This window comes from Streptomyces roseifaciens (assembly GCF_001445655.1).
Classification (GTDB): Bacteria; Actinomycetota; Actinomycetes; order Streptomycetales; family Streptomycetaceae; genus Streptomyces; species Streptomyces aureoversilis.
Map to the genome: position 1 here is coordinate 121,975 of NZ_LNBE01000001.1, position 16,281 is coordinate 138,255.

Genomic DNA, 16,281 nt, shown 5'->3' on the forward strand with positions numbered 1-16,281 from the left:
AGGGGCGTTTCACGGAGTGCTGCCGAGGACTCCGGCGGTGAACTTCGCCAGCCGGTCCCGTAGTTCCTCGCGCGGCATTTCCTTCTCGTCGGCCAGGTAGGTGACGAGGTCGGCCCGGGTGGCGGCGAGCAGGGCGTGGGCGGTGAAGTCGCTGTCGCCCTGCCCCGGGATGTGCTGCAGGAGGTCGCGGAGGAGGGTGTGCCAGCGCTCGTAGTGTTCCGTCCGGTAGGGGCTGTCCGTGCCGGTTCCTTCCAGGGCCTGCGCGAGGTGGCGGTTGTCGAGCTTGAAGCACAGGACGGCATCGAGCAGGGCCGGCACACGCTGCAGCGGTGGGGTGGCGGGGCCCAGGGGCGGCGGGCCCTCTTCGACGGCGTTCCTGATGGGTTCGAGTCGTGCCTCGTACAGCGCGCGGATCAGCCCGGTGCGGTCGCCGAAGGCGCGGAAGAGCGTTCCCTTGCCGACGCCGGCCGCCGCCGCGATGTCGGCCATGGTCACTTCTTCGGGGCTCCGGCAGTCTGCGAAGAGGGAGTCGGCGGCTGCGAAGACGGCTGCCCGGTTACGCGCTGCGTCCTTGCGGGGTTTGCGTTCGGGTTCGGGCATGGGGTTCCTCCGGTTGCGATGCGGACCGGCGGTCCGTATCGTTGGCGAAAGAAGCGGACCGCTGGTCCGTATCGTACGGGACGGAGAACCTCATGCCCGCAACGGCCACGCCGGCGGACCTGTACCGCCACAGCCTGAGCCTGCTCCTGGACAAGGACATTCGCGCCTGGGTCGGCCTGTGGGCCGAGCACGGCGTCATGGAGTTCCCCTTCGCTCCGCCGGGTTGGCCCGAGCGGCTGGAGGGACGGGAAGCCATCGCTGCCTACATGCGTGACTACCCCGACCACATCGACCTGCACGGCTTCCCCGACCTGAAGATCCATGAGACCACCGATCCCGCGACCATCGTGGCCGAGATGCGCGGCGTGGGCCGCCTGGTCGCGACAGGAAGTCCCTTCGACATGACCTACATCGCCGTCGTGACCGTCCGGGCCGGGCGCTTCACCTCCTACCGCGACTACTGGAACCCCCTCGCCGTCGAGGAGCTCGGCACGGACTTCGCCCAGGGCGGGGCCCGGTGACCACCACCGCCACCACGCTGGTCACCGGCGCCACCGGTACCACCGGCAGCCGCACCACCGCGCAGCTGATCGCCGCCGGCCACCGCGTCAAGGCCGCCGGCCGTCGGGCCACCCCGCTCCCGGGCGCCGAACCGGTCCGCTTCGACTGGTACGACCCCGCCACCTTCGGAGCCGCACTCGACGGAGCCGATCGCGTCTACCTCGTCCCGCCCGTCGGCGACGCCGACCCGGCCGTGGTCATGCTGCCCTTCCTTCATCAGGCCCGCGCCGCGGGCGTGCACCGCGCCGTACTCCTCAGCTCCTCGGCCATCCCCGCAGGGGGCCCGGCGGTGGGGGCGGTGCACCAGGCCCTGCCCGGCCTGTTCGGCCAGTGGGCGGTGCTGCGGCCCTCCTGGTTCATGCAGAACTTCACCGGCACGCACGCCCACGCCGACAGCATCCGCGAGCACGGCGTCATCGTGACCGCGGCGGGGACCGGCCGGGTCGGCTTCGTCGACGCCGACGACATCGCCGCCGTCGCCGTGCACGCCCTGACCGACGACCGCGCCCCCAATGCCGACCTGGTCCTGACCGGACCGGAGGCGCTCAGCCACGACGACATCGCCGCGATCGTCACCCAGGTCACCGGCCGCCCCGTGGCCCACCACCACCTGACCTACGACGACATGCGCGACCGGCTCGCCGCACTGATGCCGCAGGAGTTCGCCACGATGCTGGCCGGCATGGACCGCGCCATCGCCGAGGGAGCCGAGGACCGTACCACCGACACCGTCCAGCGCCTCACCGGCCGTCCACCCCACGGGTTCCGGGCGGTCGCCGAACGGGAGCTGTCCGGGCGGACAGCACCGGATCACGGACCGGGTCACTGAGAGCGTGCGGCACGGAGACCAGATCCAGGTCTGCCCTCTCCGGTTGGGCCAGTGATCGCATCCCGCACTGCCTACTGGTCGCGGGAACGCCGGAGGCGCTGGCTCCGTTCCGCAACGTGCAGGCCACCGCCATCGTCGACGACCTCGCGCAATCGGTGCAGTAGGCGGCCGCCAGGTCGACGAGGCAGGGCCTGGCCGCACTCCGCCCCGTGGCGAAGAACGCCTGTTCAGTCGATGACGGCGGTGGCCTCGACCTCGACCAGGTGCTCGGGTACGTCCAGTGCCGCGACGCCCAGCAGCGTGGCCGGCGGGACCGGGGCGACCCCGAGCTTCGCGGCCGCCCGAGCGATTCCCTCCATCAGCAGGGGCATCCTGTCAGGGGTCCAGTCGACGACGTGGACGGTCAGTTTCGCCACGTCGTCGAAGGAACCACCTACTCCGGCCAGGGCGGTGCCGATGTTGAGGTAGCACTGCTCGACCTGAGCGGCGAGGTCTCCTTCGCCGACCGTCACCCCATCGGCGTCCCACGCGACCTGCCCGGCGATGAAGACCAGTTTCGACCCGGTCGCGATCGACACCTGCCGGTAGGCGTCGATTTCCGGCAATCCGCCGGGGTTCACCAGGGTGATGGCCATGCTGCCTGCCTCCTTTGCCATGAGGCGCCCGTGAGCTCGCTTCCGCCAAGCCGCGACGCGCTCGCTCTCTTGTGGTTACTCAGGAACCGTAGGAGAGTGGCCGCTGACATGGAAGAACGCACTTTTCAGTGACTGGGGAACCTAATGGTGACCAAGCAGTTCACGGGTTCGCCCGACGAGGCGGACCTGAGGCGCGCGGACTCTCTGGCGCGGGAGATCTTCTCGGACGTCGCCAACAAGTGGGCGCTCCTGATCATCGAGGCCCTGGGGGAACGAACCCTGCGTTTCGGTGAGCTGCGGAACGAGATCGAGGGCATCAGCCACAAGATGCTCACCCAGAACCTGCGCATGCTGGAGCGCAACGGCCTGGTCGAGCGGACGGTGCACCCTGTCGTACCGCCACGGGTGGAGTACACCCTCACCGAGCCGGGCCGGGCCCTGCGGGTGACGATCGACGGACTGTGCGACTGGACCCACCGGTACCTCGGTCACATCGAGGGCTCCCGCCAGCGCTTCGACACCTGACGAGTGGGGCACCCGCTCGCCGCCATGTGGGCCCACGAGCGCGCGCCGCTTGTGCTCACCCGGTGGGCCGAAGCGCGGCCTGCTTGGAGCAGGTCTGGTCGTCGGCAGGCAGTTTGCCGGTGGCGAGGTACTGGTTGACCTTGTTGTCGACGCAGGCGTTCTCGTAGAGGCCGTAGACCGCGTGCCGGTTGGCGCCCTCGACGGTGATCAGCTTGGAGCTCGGCAGCAGACCGTGCAGGGCAACGGCACCCTTGTGTGCGGTGCGCGGATCGCCGGTGGCGGACACGATCAGCGCCTTGGTGTCGTGCTCCACCCGGGTGGGCTTCTCGCGGGGCCGGTCCCAGAAGGCGCACGGGCCGATGTTGTTGGCCAGCGCGCCGAAGCGCGGGTGTATGGCGCGGCTGCGCTCGATGTCCCGCCAGTAGACCTCGGGGTCGCGCGGGGCTGCCGAGTCCCCGCAGATGATCGCGGTCTGCACGCTGCCGTGGTGGGACTGTTCGCCGGTCGTCGCGAGCCGCAGGGTCGCGGCGAAGAGCGGCGACAGCCGGGTCGGCTGCCCGGCCGCGGCCTTGTTCAGCACGGACACCTGCTCGGCGAGGGATGCCCGGGACGTGTCGGTGTCGCTGTCGACGCCGGCGAGCAGAATGAACGGGATCTGCGTGTCGTCGAGCCGGAAGGTCTCCGGGGCGGTGCCGACGGTCAGCGGGCTGCGCGAGGAGGCCTTGACGACGCGGTCGATGGTGGCGAGGACCTCGGCACGGGTGCGGCCGAGGCCGTAGACGTCGTTGCGGGCGGCGGCCCAGGTGGCCCAGTCGGCGAGAGCCTGCTCGTTCTCGCCGACGGACTCCTGGAGCATCCGGGGGCCGAACTTGCGTGGGTCGATGGCGCCGTCCAGGACCACGCGGTCGGTGCGGCCGGGAAACATCTGGCTGTAGACGGTGCCCAGGTAGGTGCCGTACGAGTAGCCGAAGTAGGAGATCTTCTTCTCGCCGAGCGCGCCGCGGATGACGTCCATGTCGCGGGCCGTGTTGCGGGTGGTGACGTGCGGCAGCACGGAGGCGTTGGTGGCACGGCACTTGTCGGCCAGAGTCTTCTGGAAGGCGACCTGGCGATCGAAGCCCGCCCGGCCGAGACCGGCCGAGAAGAGGTTGGTGCCGACGGGCCAGCCGCAGTCCAGCGGGGTGCTGCGGCCGACGAAGCGCGGGTCGAAGCCGACGATGTCGTACCGCGGGCCGGCCTTCTTCATCCACGTGCGGAATTCCGGCGGGGACTCGAGGGCGGTGCCGCCGGGGCCGCCGTTGTTGAGCAGGATCGAGCCGATGCGGTGGCGGGTGTCGGTGGCCTTGAGCCGGGATATCGCGACGGTGATCGTACGGCCCCGGGGGTCGGCGTAGTCGAGCGGCACGGTGACGTCTGCGCATTGCACGCCGGCCTTGTCAAGATCGCGGCCCATGGTGTCGCCCGGGCCCGTGGCGCAGCTGCCCCAGCCGAGGCGCTGGCCGTAGTAACGGTCGAGCCCGGCTTCGGATTTCGAAGTGGTGGGGGCCGCCGCGGCCGTGGTGATGGGGGCCGCGCCCAGGCAGGCGGCGAGGGCGAGGCCCACGGCGGAGGCGCGGCGCACGGCGGAACCGGGGGCGGTCACGACGTCTCCTCGGGGTGCTGGGCGTAAGGGGATCGCTTCGTCCTGTTCTGTATGTGTCTCACACCGTCAGACGCTAGGCGGAGCAGCCGCCCCCACTCACTACGGCTGACCCCCCAAACCTGGTGGGGCCACCCTCAGCTACTCGCGAGGGGGGGAGGCTGTCTCTTTGCCGCGCCGAGCGTATGCACCTCGGCCATCTTTCCGGTGACGCACTACGCGGAGGGCGCGGCGATTCCGGAGTCCGCGGCAAAGGGTGCCTAATCTGCGGTCCTATCGATACGTAAACCGTTTTCCATGACGATCAGACCGCTTGACGCTGAAATACCGATGATGTCGCTATTCTGAAGATCATTCCGATTGTCTTGGCCTGTCGGTTTTGGGATGCCGCCCACCCTGGTGCTCTCAACCTGCAGGTAGGTGGATCAGTGCCGGCCTGACCTGCGGAGATTCATGTTTCACAGCCCTTCACCGTCCATGCCGCCCTACGTAACCGCTTCTCCCCACGCGCTCCCCAGCGCGTCCCATGCTCCCCGGAGGGGACCCGCTCTGCGACGACGTATGCGACTGGGTGACTGTCGGCCTCCGGGGGAGCCCAACGGCCCACCCGGCCGCCCCTCGGTGTGGGGCCGTCCAGCTGACCCGCAGTCAGTTCGCTGACGTCCTGGCGGCTCTTGGGCACGGCTGTGCCCTTCTGCCGCGGACGAACGCGGACAAGCCGTCGACGCGTGGGCGGCACGCGTCCGAACGTGGGCGCGGTACCTGGCCCGGTCTCCCATTGGCGTACTGCACACGGCGCCCGGGCCCGTGGGGGGAGTGAGGCGTACAGCATCGAATTGGAGGTGTGTTGTGTCCGGACTACGCGGCAACGGCATCAGGCGGTTGCTTCGCCCTACGGCTCTGACGGTCGCTCTGCTCACTACATTGACGTCGCCGGTCCCCCTGGCGGAAGCCGCCGGTACGGCGGAGCCGGTGGTACGGCCGTCCGCGCACGCGCGCGGATTCAAGCATCCGGGGGTGCTGGTGAGCAAGGGCCAGCTCGACCGCCTCCGCAAACGAGTCAAGGCCGGCGGTGAGTGGCGGTCGTCGTTCGCCGTCATGCGCCACAGCAGGTACGGGTCGCTCCACTACACCGCGAGGCCCGTCCGGGTCGTGGAGTGCCCGCCGGACGACCGGCCCGGATACGGGTGCGTCGAGGAACGGGAGGACGCGATCGCCGCGTACACGCACGCGCTCCTGTGGTACGTCACGCGGGACCGCGCGCACGCCCGCAAGGCCGTGCAGATCATGGATGCGTGGTCTGCCGTGGTCAGGGAGCACACCGAAGGCAATGCCGCGTTGCAGGCGGCATGGGCCGGCAGCTCCTGGGCGCGGGCTGCGGAGATCATGCGGCACACCCACGGCGGTTGGCCGCGCAACCGGGTGCGGCGGTTCGCCGGCATGCTGCGCACGGCCTACCTCCGCGAGGTGACGGTCCCCGTACCGGACTACAACGGGAACTGGGACCTGGTCATGACCGACGCCGCCATGGGGATCTCGGTGTTCCTCGACGACCGGCGCGGTTTCAACAGGGCCGTGCGCAGGTTCCGCGCCCGTGTCCCGGCCTACTTCTACCTCAAGTCCGACGGCCCCCTGCCCAAGCGCCCGCCGGGCAGCCACATCAGAACCCCCGACAGGACCAGGGAGTACTGGTTCGGGCAGCGGAGGTTCGTGAGCGGCCTCGGCCAGGAGACCTGCCGGAACTTCACCCACATCGGCTACTCCCTCGCGGCCACCGCCCACATCGCGGAGACCGCCTGGCATCAGGGCCTCGACCTCTACGGCGAGGTCGGCAAACGGATGCGGGCAGCGCTCACCCTCCACGCCCGGTACCAACTGGGCGCCCACGCGCCGCGCTGGCTGTGCGGCGGGCATCTGGACCGTGCCATGGGGCCGGACACCGAGGTGGCCCTCAACCACTTCCGCACCCGGCGGGGCATCTCGATGCCCCAGGCCCAGCGGGCTGCCCAGCGACTGCGGAAGGTGGGAACGGACGACCTCTTCGTCGCCTGGGAAGCCTTGACCCACGCGAAGAACCGCTGAGCGGGGTCGCTGATCGCCGACCGTCGGTCGTCCACCGTCGGTCGTCCCCCCCGACGTCCACCGTCGGACGGAAGCGGGCAGGCACACGCGGTGCGTGAACGCGTGTGCCTGCACGTTACCGTCGGTGGATGCGCATACCACCAGTACAGCCGGTACCGCCGGACCAGGCGTCCGCAGCGGAGAAGGCGGCGAGCTCGGCCCAGGCCGCGGTGCGTGAGGTCGCCCTGCCCATAGAAGAGGCGTTGACCGATGCGGACCACGCCGTCGGCATCTCCCTGGTGGTCGCCTTGCCGCTCACTGACGGCTTTCCCCCGCGCGTACCGCTGGTACAGGTCGCGCAGTCGGCTGCGAGCCGTGACGGCGTGGCCGACGTAGTCGGCGTACGGCCGATCAAGCCGCTTTCGCGCTGGTACCAGGAAGTGCGGCGGGCCGTCGAGTCGATGGCTTCGGGCCGGAGTGCGGTGCCTGTGGATGTCCTTGCGAATGTCCTTGTGGATGTCCGTTCCGATGGCACGGAGAGCCTCGTCGCAGCCATTGAGCAGCGGCTGGGAGTGGTACGGATCGCGGCGGAGGTCGACCTGTCCCACGACGGCGCCTACTCCGCCGCTTGGCGCAAGGACTTCCTACTGGTCACGCGGTCTCACGTCGCCGTGCTCGCCTTGACCGTCGACGACTGACGCACCCGGTGTCAGTCCGTCTGCTGCGCGACGCGCCGCCACCTGCCCGTCCCCACCGAATCCCGTCCCTCCTAGGGAACGAGGACGATCTTTCCCTTCACCCGCCCGCTCTCGATCAGGCGGTGGGCCTCGGCCGCCTCCGTCAGCGGCAGGACGCGTTCGACGTGCACCCGCAGCCGCCCCTGCGCGATGAGCGCGTTGAGCTTCTCCAACGAGGCGTAGTCGGGCTCGACGCCGAGGCTCGCGAAGCGCACCCCCCGCTCGGTCAGGTCCGGCACGGCCGCCGCCCGGGTGGCGCTCACCAGGATCCCGCCGGGCCGCAGTGTCTCCACCGCCCGCGCCGCGTCGTCACCTGCGACCAGGTCGAAGAGCATGTCGACGTCCCGTACGGCCGCACCGACATCGGTCGTGGTGTAGTCGACGAGCTCATCCGCACCGAAGCCGCGCACGAATGCGTGCTTCTCCGCCCGCGCGGTGCCGATGACGTACGCCCCGAGCGCCTTGGCGACCTGTACGGCCAGGTGGCCCGTCCCGCCGGCCGCCCCGAGGATCAGCACCCGCTGCCTGCTCGACACCCGCGCCGTGTCCACCAATCCCTGCCAGGCGGTGAGCGCCGCCATCGGCAGCGCCGCGGCTTCGGCGTGGGTGAGGGCGGCGGGCTTGTGGGCCAGATGGCGGGGCGGGGCGGTGACGTACTCGGCGTAGCCGCCGCCGCGCCACGGGAAGTGCACCAGCCCGTACACCTCGTCGCCCGGAGCGAAGCGGGTGACGCCCGGGGCGACCGCCTCGACCACCCCCGACACGTCCCAGCCGGGGACGAACGGCAGCGTCCCCCAAGGGACCACACCTGCCCGGAACTTCGCGTCCACCGGGTTCACACCTGCCGCCTCGACCCGCACCAGCACCTCGGTGGCCACCGGCTCCGGACGCTCCACCTCCGCCACGCGCAGCTCCTCCGGACCGCCGAAGGCAAGCTGACTGACAGCGCGCATACGCACACCCATCACGTACCCCTCTTACTGAGCTTCTTGCTGATCTCTCACGGTTGCCGCGCGGCACACACCAGCCTGCGCCAGGCACCGACACTTGAGAAGAAGGCACCCTCCTGATACCCAGGTTCCCTATGGATACCTGCAATGACCTGCGGCAATACGGTGGCGCCCATGCCTACTTCCAGACCTGCCCGTCCCGCCCGGTGCTCTCGCTGCTCACCAGCAAATGGGCCCTGCTCACGGTCGGCGCCCTCCAGCAGGGGCCGTTGCGCTTCAACGCACTGCGCCGCCGCCTGGACGGCGTCACGCAAAAGATGCTCACCCAGGCACTGCGCACCCTGGAGCGCGACGGCCTGGTCACCCGCACCGTCTACCCCACGATCCCGCCGAAGGTCGTCTACGAACTCACCGAGCTCGGTCACAGCCTCACCGGCCTGCTGACGGCGATTCAGGACTGGTCCGAGGAACATCAGGACGAGGTGCTCGCCGCCCGCCGGACCTATGACCGGCGGGCGGCAGCCGAGGTGGAGGCGGTGCGACCGGCCGGCGATTAAGGTCTCCGGAAACGCCTCCGTGCCGTGCTCTGGGCACCGCGGTGCCTGCCCCATGACGGTCTCGCTGCGCAAGACCGGAATCAGCTGGATCCGAGGAGTGGGAGTGGCTGGTCGGGATGTGTAACGTTCGCCCTGCGTGCGGGACCGGTGCTGCAGGGTGAGGAGGGGGCAGTGAGCGGGATAGTGATCTATCTGCCGCAGGGGAAGGGAGAGGCCGGAGGGGAGCCGCGCGGTGATGCGGTGACCTTACGGCTGGGCCCGGGGGAGGTGGCGCGTTTCGGGCGGGGCTCGGCGACGTGCCCGGTCGAGCTCCGCCTCGACGACGAGGCGATTTCCCGGTTGGCGGGGGAGATCCGGGTGACGGACGACCACTGGCAGCTGAGCAACCTCAGTACGACCCAGAGCTATCTGGTGGAGAACCCGGAGGGAGCGGGGGAGTACCTGAGGGTGCCGCCGCGGCGGGCCGGAGCGCCCATCCCCTTCGAGTTCTCGCGGGTTGTGCTGCCCACCCGCCGCAGTACCACGGTCGCCTTCCAGGTGTTCGCGCCCGACCACGTCTACCTGGACCTGGACCCGGACGGCATGGGCGACCAGTGGGGAAGCCGAACCATGACCGCGTACTCGCTGGACGAGACGGCCCTCTACTTCCTCGTCCTGGTCGCGCTCTGCGAACCGCGGCTGCGCGACGAGTCCCCGGTCGCGGTGCCGACCACTCCCGAGATCGTCGAGAGGCTCCGCGGCCACGCCGCCTGCGGCCAGTTGACGGCTCGGGCGGTCAGCTCGCACATCGACTACCTGGCCGACGAGAAGATGCGGATCAGCACTCCGGCCGAGTACGGGGCGCGCAGGGAAGCCCGCCGCAACGGCAAGCGGGAGGCGATCGTCGGACTCGTCCTGCGGTTCGGGCTCGTACGGGAGGAGCATCTCGCGCTGCTGCCGCCCCGGGCCGGAACGGGTGCACAGGAGCAGGAGACGGTGAGATGAGACGTGGTGGACCGGCGCGGCGATGCGGCCGGCGGACCGGAGGGAAACCCGGAGGGGGATACGGTGCACGGCTTGGCCGGCTCATCGGGCGGTGACCGCACGGAACTGCTTCCGCGCGGCTACCGCGTGGGCGACTGGGAGGTCACCGAGCCGATCGGGGCGGGCGGCTGGGCAACCGTCTATGCGGGACGATTAGCCGGTGACGGCGATGGCGATGGCGACGATGCAGGCCGGACGGCAGGGCCGGGTCACGGCGGCCTTCGTGGCGGCGTCGCGCTCAAAGTCCTGCCGACCGCCGGTCTTGCACCGCGCCAGGCCCGCAAGGCTGCGGAAACCGCCCGGCGCGAGGTCGAATTCGGCCGCCGGTCCTCCCATCCGAGGCTGATCCGCCTGCTGGACTCCGTCGTGCTCGGCGAACCGGACTCCCCTCTCCTGGACGGCGCCGTCGTGCTGGTCATGGAGCGGGCCGAGCGCAGCCTGCGGGACATGCTCGACGCCGGAGTGACCGAAGCCGGAGCTGGAGCCGAAACCGGCGCCGACGCCGACGCCGTAGGCGTCCGGCTGTTCGCCGAGATTTGTGAGGGCCTGGCCCATCTGCACCGCAGCGGCTGGGTGCACGGGGACCTCAAACCCGACAACATCCTGCTGATGCCGGACGGCTCGGTGAAACTCTCGGACTTCGGGCTGGCCACGGAACTGACCGGCACCCACGGCACCCACGGGTACGCACCTCCGATGGGCACCTTCGACTACCTCCCGCCCGAGCGGTGGAAGGCCCCGCTCGGCGAGCGGGGCGTGGAGGTCCGTCCGAGCGCCGACATCTGGGCCCTGGGCATCATGATCCACGAGGTGTTCGCCGCCGGTGCCTCGCCGTTTCCCGGTGCCACGCCCATGGCCCGCGGCGCCGCGACGCAGGAGTACGCCGAGGGGCGGTCACCGCTCCGCCTGGACAGCGCGGTTCCGCCGTTCTGGCGCGCGCTGGCCGCCGACTGCCTGGCCCCCACCCACGCCGCACGCGCCGCGCACACCGCCGAGAGCCTGCTGGCGCGCATCAGGGACCGGCAGGCCACGACAGCAAAGCCCACGGTGGAGACCGGTACCGGGCATCCGGTGCTACGCCGGCGAAGAAGAGCCCGCGCTGCACTCGCAGCCGTTGCGGCGTGCATGGTGGGGGCGGCGATCTGGCCGTACGCCGTACGCGACGGCGTGTCCAGCACGCATGGCACCCACGGCACGCGTAGCGCGCCCGGCAAGCCCGGCGTCGCGGCGGCCGAAGCGGCCGGCCGCGTCCGGGTCTTCAACGCCGAGCAGAGCTGCCGGGACCGTGCGGACCGGGACCCGCAGTGCAGTCTCGGCCTGGCGATCGACCCCCTCCGGCCGTACACCATCGACAACGTCGTACCGACGCGGGTCTGGCACGGCGATGAGCTCACCGTCGACTGCCTCCTCCCGCAAGGGATGCCCATCATCGACGAGGCGGACACGCAGTCCGCCGCCTGGTACCGCGTGCGCCTCCCACGGGGTTCCGCACGGCCCAACGCCTGGCTGCCCGCCGTGCGGACGAAGGACCATCCACCGGTCCCCGAGTGCCCGCGCCCCGTACCCGTGCGGTGAGCGAGGACTCCGGGAGCGCTGAGAATCCAGCACCGTGTTGTGTCGTGTCGTGCCCGGGCTGTCGCACTTCCCGAGTCCATCAGGAACCCCCGCGCGTGTCACCCCGGATCGTTCCGGATGCCTCGCCCGCGCCCCCGTGACTACCTTGCGGACCCTCGGTCTCTTCGAGCGGGGCCTGTTCATTCGGTCGCCGCAAACCGGTGCGGACGCCGTACACCCACGCAATCCCACTCACCGACCGATCACTCACCGACCGATCACCCACCGACCGATCGGTCACCGACCAGGAGGTCCCGTTGAGCGAGCACCGCCCCACCCGCAGGAACGTTCTGAAAGCCGTCGGCGGGGTCTCCGCCGCCATGGCCCTCGGCGCCGGGTCCGTCGTCGCGACGGCGTCGGCGGCCAACGCGGCCGGCGACGGTTTCGGGCTGCGCATCGTGGAGCGCGGCGAGGGCGACCCCCGCATGTGGTACTACCGGTTCGAGACGCGCGAGATCGGCTGGAAGCCCGCCGTCAACGTCCTCCTCCCCGACGACTACCACTTCAGTGGGCGCACCTACCCCGTCCTCTATCTGCTGCACGGCGGCGGCAACGACCAGGACTTCATCACCTTCGACCGCCCGCCCCTGAACATCCGGGCCTGGACCGCCGGCAAGCCGGTCATCGTGGTGATGCCCGACGGCGGACACGCGGGCTGGTACTCCAACCCGGTCAGCTCGACCGTCGGCCGCCGGAACTGGGAGAGCTTCCACATCAACCAGCTGATCCCGTGGATCGACGCGAACTTCCGGACCTTCGCCGAGTACGACGGCCGCGCCGTCTCCGGGTTCTCGATGGGCGGCTTCGGCGCGCTGAAGTACGCGGCCAAGTACTGGGGCCACTTCGCCTCGGTGAGCTCCCACTCCGGCCCGGCCAGCCTGCGAGGCCCCGCCGGCGGGATCCAGGGCGGCGTCGTCCACTGGGCCAACGCGTCCTCCGCAGCGATCGAACTGGGCGGCGGAACGGTCTACGGCGTGCCGTGGGACCAGAACAGGGTCAGCATGGACAACCCGTGCGAGCGGGTCGAGAGCTACCGGAACAAGCGGGTCTTCATGGTCGCGGGCACCAGCCCCGAGCCGACCTTCTGGGACAGGTTCAACGAGACTGCCGTGCTGGACACCCAGCGGGAGTTCCGCGGCTTCCTCGACAGGGCGGGCATCCCGCACGAATGGCACGAAGTGCCCGGCGGTCACTACGTCCGTCCTGATCTGTTCACCCGCGACCTCGACGGCATCATCGACCGGCTCCGCAAGGCGTAGCGCAGAACGCAGCCGCGTCGGACAGGGGGCGCCTGGCGGGCAATGGCCCGGACCAGGCGCCCGGAACGGTGCTTGCCGGTTGCGTCCAACCGGCGTGTTGCACAAACGAGTTGGTGGCATACGGGCTACGTTTGCCGTGTCATGCACATGGCATCGGCGGAGCGGGGCCGTCATACGCTTCCGGGCTCCTCCGGCGGTGCCGCACCGCAAGGAGGACACCGTCTCGTGAGGCGACCACTCGTCACCGTCATCAGCGCCCTGGGCCTCAGCGTGCTGCTGACCGTACCGGCCGGAGCGGCGACCGCCGCGCCCACGCCGGACACCACGGACTTCACCATCGTGACCGAGCAACCGACCCCGGACCCCGGGGGAGCGCCGTCGTTCGGCCTCGACGACCGCAAGGCCCACAAGGGCCTGCCGGAGGAGAGCGCGCAGGACATGGAGGAGCGCATCACCGCTTCCCGCACCCTGCAAACGCTGAAGAAGGAAGGAAGGACGCCGAGTTCCCTCGCCGAGCGGAAGGGCCCGGACGGGCGCCCCGAGGCCCCCGCCCTCCGGCGCACCGACCCCAACATCAACGTCTGCATGGAGAACAAGAAGACGTACCGGACCTACGGCTGGACCATCGACCACTTCTTCCACTGTCAGGGCACCACCCAGACCCTGTACAAGCAGAAGTGCAGGTGGCTGATCGGGTGCTACCCGGTCGGCTCCTTCAAGTTCCGCGCCACCACCATCGGCGAGGGCTACGAAGGGCAGCGCCGGATCTACTACGGCACGCTCCTCGACGAGATCGACGTCAAGGGCGACGTCTCCGGGCTGAAGCTGCGCCACAGCATCGCCTGCGCGAACCTCAGCGGTTCGCCCCGGTGCACCTCCGAGCCGGGCAATGGGCGCACCGACACCCTCACCGAGTGGATGCGCGACAGCACCGGCTCGTACCACTGGTTCAACTCGGCGCACGCGGGCGACGGGCCGGACAAGCGGGCGTACTACAACATCACCCAGCGGTTCACCGGTATCCAGGGCGGGCGGCACAAGTCCGTGACCACCGGCCGCGGTGGCTTCCGCTGCGACTCGGCGTCCTACATACCGGGGCGGAGCAGCGCGTGCGTCTTCGACGTCGTCGTCCCGGTGATGAGCAGCATCGGCATCCGGGACCGCGAGGTGCGGCAGACCGCGCGCAACATCCGTGACGCGCAGTTCCGGCCGGAGCGCACCAAGCCGGTGTACCGGGCGAAGGAGGTGCCCGGCGCACCGTCCAGCGGTCAGGCGCTGACCCGCAACTACTACGACAAGGCCATGCAGAAGCGCAGCGGTGACCGGGTGCGTGCCACCTGTGAGCGCTACTGGCCGGGCTACGCCTCCCGCGGCCTGCAGTGCGACGAGTATCCCTTCGCGTCGACGTACCAGAGCGCGGGCGCCCAGCCGGCCCATCAGAACTACGCGGCCAAGGCCATTCCGGCGGAGGACAACAGGAAGGGCGGGGAACGGATCGCCGAGTTCTACAAACTCGACCGTATTCTCGACTCCGACGCGTTCTACGTCCACATCCGCAGCTGACCGCTGGAGGTGAGCCGGTGACGGCCACACCCCCGTCCGCCGAACTCCTCGGCGCGCGGACCGCCGAGCCCTGCGTCTCGTACTTCACCTTCTTCCTGCGTGGCTTGGAGGACGGCGCCGATCCGCAGGCGGCCGCGAGCAGCGCCCCCAGGCGCTGGACGGTGCTCGCCGGGCCGGGCGGCGTGCTCTTCCGGTGCGCCACCACCGACTTCCACCCGCGTGTGCGGCTGGAGAGCTGGTCCGGTGAACCGCCGGCGCCGCCGGGCAGCTGGGACACCCTGGACACGGTGGAATTCGAGCTGTTCCGGCACGGGAAGGTGCAGCTCAACGAGTGGGACGGCCATCCGTCGGGCGAGCCGGTCGACCTCGGCGGTCCGGGCGTCTACGGGCTGCGCGCGGCGAGCCTGGGCCGCGTCGCGGCACGGGAGCGGCACACGGCCGGCGAGATGTTCTTCCACGGCACGGAGGAGTGGCTGATCCAGCTCTGGCCGCGCTGAGCCGCGGCCCCGAGCAAGGCGGCCCGCCCCGGGCGGAACGGACGGCCGGGGCGGGCCGCCGCACGCCGGAGCTTCAGCAGCCGGCCGGTAGCTGTTCGGTGCGCTCGTGCAGTCGCCGTGCTTCCTCGGCAGAGGACGCGGGGCCGTGCGGCCGGGCCCCGCGTCAGGCCGCCAGCACCTCCGGGTTGGCGCAGTGGGCCAGGGGCTTGCCGTCGAGGAAGCGGGAGACTTCCGCGGCGACGATCCGGGCCGCCTTGTGGGCGACCTGCCGGCTGCCGCCCGCGATGTGCGGGGTGAGCACCACGCCCGGTGCGGACAGCAACCGGGCGCCGGCCGGTACCGGTTCGGCCGGGAAGACGTCGAACCCGGCGCCGGCCAGGTGACCGGACTCCAGGGCGTCGCAGACGGCGTCGTAGTCGACCAGGGCGCCGCGCGCGCAGTTGACGAGGACGGAGCCGCGCGACATGGCCGCGATCTGCGCGCGGCCGATCAGGCCCCGGGTCTCGTCCGTCACGCGTGCGTGCAGGGAGACGATGCGGGAGCGGCGCAGCAGCTCCTCCAGGGTGACCTGCTCGGCCAGGCCGGCGAGTGCTTCCGCCGGTACGTACGGGTCGTGCACCAGGACGCGCGCGCCCATGGCGACCAGCACGCGGGCCACGCGCGAGCCGATGGCGCCGAAGCCGACCAGCCCGACGACGCAGCCCTCTATCTCGATGCCGCAGGCGTCGTAGTCGTAGTAGTCGCCGCGCCACGTGCCCCGCTTGAGGTCGGTGTGGACGTCGCCGATGCCCCGGGCGGCGGCCAGCAGCAGGGCGAGGGTGTGCTCGGCGGTGGCGGTGGCGTTGCGGCCGGGCGCGTAGCTGACGGAGACGCCGTGGCGGGTGGCGGCGGCCAGGTTGGCGTTGACCGGGCCGCCCCGGCTTATGCAGAACAGCTCCAGGTCGGGGCAGGCCCGCAGGACCCGTTCCGTCAGCGGTGCCATCTGGGTGACGCACACGCGCGCCCCGCGCAGCGCCTCGATCAGGGCGTCCTCCGTGCCCGATGCCTCCTCGACCTCGGCGACCGGCCCGAACGGGGTGTGCGGCCAGGGCAGGGTCAGCTCGTGGACGTCGAGCGGGGTCTCCGGCGCGGCGGCGCGGAGTTCCTCGGTCAGGAGGCGGGGGAGGACGAAGTGGTCGCCCGCGGCAAGGACGGTGGTGGTCACGGTGGTGCTCCAGGGAGGGTCGGACGA

The 16,281-nt window shown here is 70.7% G+C and carries 16 protein-coding genes; 11 read left to right on the plus strand and 5 right to left on the minus strand.

Annotated features, from left to right (window positions below; genetic code table 11):
• Nucleotides 1-9: 9 nt before the first annotated feature.
• The gene (locus tag AS857_RS00480; protein ID WP_058041074.1) at nucleotides 10-600 is read right to left on the minus strand and encodes a TetR/AcrR family transcriptional regulator; all 591 of its coding nucleotides are present in this window, start codon (nucleotides 598-600) and stop codon (nucleotides 10-12) included.
• A 92-nt stretch (nucleotides 601-692) separates the two neighbouring features.
• Here AS857_RS00480 and AS857_RS00485 point away from each other — a divergent pair, with 92 nt between their 5' ends.
• Both AS857_RS00485 and AS857_RS00490 read left to right on the plus strand, forming a co-directional pair.
• Nucleotides 693-1,121: a nuclear transport factor 2 family protein gene (locus AS857_RS00485; protein ID WP_058041075.1), complete on the plus strand. Its 429-nt coding sequence runs from the start codon at nucleotides 693-695 to the stop codon at nucleotides 1,119-1,121.
• Entirely contained in the window at nucleotides 1,118-1,990 is an 873-nt protein-coding gene (locus AS857_RS00490; RefSeq protein ID WP_058041076.1) for an NmrA family NAD(P)-binding protein, read from the plus strand. Before AS857_RS00485 ends, AS857_RS00490 begins: the two co-directional genes overlap by 4 nt.
• 227 nt (nucleotides 1,991-2,217) lie before the next feature.
• On the opposite strand, the gene AS857_RS00495 is transcribed toward AS857_RS00490, so the two are convergent.
• The gene (locus AS857_RS00495; protein WP_058041077.1) at nucleotides 2,218-2,625 is read right to left on the minus strand and encodes a RidA family protein; all 408 of its coding nucleotides are present in this window, start codon (nucleotides 2,623-2,625) and stop codon (nucleotides 2,218-2,220) included.
• A 144-nt stretch (nucleotides 2,626-2,769) separates the two neighbouring features.
• Here AS857_RS00495 and AS857_RS00500 point away from each other — a divergent pair, with 144 nt between their 5' ends.
• On the plus strand, nucleotides 2,770-3,150 hold the full coding sequence (locus tag AS857_RS00500) for a winged helix-turn-helix transcriptional regulator (protein ID WP_058041078.1): 381 nt from the start codon (nucleotides 2,770-2,772) through the stop codon (nucleotides 3,148-3,150).
• Nucleotides 3,151-3,205: 55 nt separating this feature from the next.
• Here AS857_RS00500 and AS857_RS00505 read toward each other — a convergent pair whose 3' ends face one another.
• Complete coding sequence (locus AS857_RS00505; protein ID WP_058041079.1) at nucleotides 3,206-4,792, minus strand: alpha/beta hydrolase; 1,587 nt, start codon at nucleotides 4,790-4,792, stop codon at nucleotides 3,206-3,208.
• An 879-nt stretch (nucleotides 4,793-5,671) separates the two neighbouring features.
• Here AS857_RS00505 and AS857_RS00510 point away from each other — a divergent pair.
• Nucleotides 5,672-6,871, plus strand: coding sequence for an alginate lyase family protein (locus tag AS857_RS00510; RefSeq protein ID WP_107105473.1), 1,200 nt, complete (start codon nucleotides 5,672-5,674; stop codon nucleotides 6,869-6,871).
• A gap of 128 nt (nucleotides 6,872-6,999) precedes the next feature.
• Nucleotides 7,000-7,548 carry a hypothetical protein gene (locus AS857_RS00515; protein ID WP_144440669.1) on the plus strand — a complete coding sequence of 183 codons (549 nt, stop codon included), beginning with the start codon at nucleotides 7,000-7,002 and terminating at the stop codon, nucleotides 7,546-7,548.
• A 71-nt stretch (nucleotides 7,549-7,619) separates the two neighbouring features.
• Here the strand turns inward: AS857_RS00515 and AS857_RS00520 are convergent, their stop codons facing one another.
• Nucleotides 7,620-8,540: an NADP-dependent oxidoreductase gene (locus tag AS857_RS00520; protein ID WP_058041081.1), complete on the minus strand. Its 921-nt coding sequence runs from the start codon at nucleotides 8,538-8,540 to the stop codon at nucleotides 7,620-7,622.
• Between the two features lie 131 nt (nucleotides 8,541-8,671).
• Here AS857_RS00520 and AS857_RS00525 point away from each other — a divergent pair, with 131 nt between their 5' ends.
• The 6 genes from AS857_RS00525 (at nucleotide 8,672) to AS857_RS00550 (ending at nucleotide 15,050) form a co-directional block, all read left to right on the plus strand.
• Nucleotides 8,672-9,094 carry a winged helix-turn-helix transcriptional regulator gene (locus AS857_RS00525; RefSeq protein ID WP_058041082.1) on the plus strand — a complete coding sequence of 141 codons (423 nt, stop codon included), beginning with the start codon at nucleotides 8,672-8,674 and terminating at the stop codon, nucleotides 9,092-9,094.
• A 171-nt stretch (nucleotides 9,095-9,265) separates the two neighbouring features.
• Nucleotides 9,266-10,078, plus strand: a complete 813-nt coding sequence (locus tag AS857_RS00530) for an FHA domain-containing protein (RefSeq protein ID WP_173864713.1) — start codon at nucleotides 9,266-9,268, stop codon at nucleotides 10,076-10,078.
• A gap of 63 nt (nucleotides 10,079-10,141) precedes the next feature.
• Nucleotides 10,142-11,692, plus strand: coding sequence for a serine/threonine-protein kinase (locus tag AS857_RS00535; RefSeq protein ID WP_420823900.1), 1,551 nt, complete (start codon nucleotides 10,142-10,144; stop codon nucleotides 11,690-11,692).
• A 296-nt stretch (nucleotides 11,693-11,988) separates the two neighbouring features.
• Nucleotides 11,989-12,990, plus strand: coding sequence for an alpha/beta hydrolase (locus AS857_RS00540; protein ID WP_058041083.1), 1,002 nt, complete (start codon nucleotides 11,989-11,991; stop codon nucleotides 12,988-12,990).
• Nucleotides 12,991-13,215: 225 nt separating this feature from the next.
• Nucleotides 13,216-14,553 (plus strand): NucA/NucB deoxyribonuclease domain-containing protein, encoded by a 1,338-nt coding sequence (locus AS857_RS00545; RefSeq protein ID WP_058041084.1) that lies wholly within the window; start codon nucleotides 13,216-13,218, stop codon nucleotides 14,551-14,553.
• Between the two features lie 17 nt (nucleotides 14,554-14,570).
• On the plus strand, nucleotides 14,571-15,050 hold the full coding sequence (locus tag AS857_RS00550) for a hypothetical protein (RefSeq protein WP_058041085.1): 480 nt from the start codon (nucleotides 14,571-14,573) through the stop codon (nucleotides 15,048-15,050).
• A gap of 163 nt (nucleotides 15,051-15,213) precedes the next feature.
• Here AS857_RS00550 and AS857_RS00555 read toward each other — a convergent pair whose 3' ends face one another.
• Nucleotides 15,214-16,254 carry a 2-hydroxyacid dehydrogenase gene (locus AS857_RS00555; RefSeq protein ID WP_058041086.1) on the minus strand — a complete coding sequence of 347 codons (1,041 nt, stop codon included), beginning with the start codon at nucleotides 16,252-16,254 and terminating at the stop codon, nucleotides 15,214-15,216.
• Nucleotides 16,255-16,281: the final 27 nt, after the last annotated feature.

Excerpts from the sequence above, each read along its gene's own strand:
- AS857_RS00525 (WP_058041082.1), top strand. The coding sequence starts at position 8,672 with ATGGATACCTGCAATGACCTGCGGCAATACGGTGGCGCCCATGCCTAC.
- AS857_RS00515 (WP_144440669.1), top strand. The coding sequence starts at position 7,000 with ATGCGCATACCACCAGTACAGCCGGTACCGCCGGACCAGGCGTCCGCA.
- AS857_RS00495 (WP_058041077.1), bottom strand. The coding sequence starts at position 2,625 with ATGGCCATCACCCTGGTGAACCCCGGCGGATTGCCGGAAATCGACGCC.
- AS857_RS00480 (WP_058041074.1), bottom strand. The coding sequence starts at position 600 with ATGCCCGAACCCGAACGCAAACCCCGCAAGGACGCAGCGCGTAACCGG.
- AS857_RS00500 (WP_058041078.1), top strand. The coding sequence starts at position 2,770 with ATGGTGACCAAGCAGTTCACGGGTTCGCCCGACGAGGCGGACCTGAGG.
- AS857_RS00485 (WP_058041075.1), top strand. The coding sequence starts at position 693 with ATGCCCGCAACGGCCACGCCGGCGGACCTGTACCGCCACAGCCTGAGC.
- AS857_RS00520 (WP_058041081.1), bottom strand. The coding sequence starts at position 8,540 with ATGCGCGCTGTCAGTCAGCTTGCCTTCGGCGGTCCGGAGGAGCTGCGC.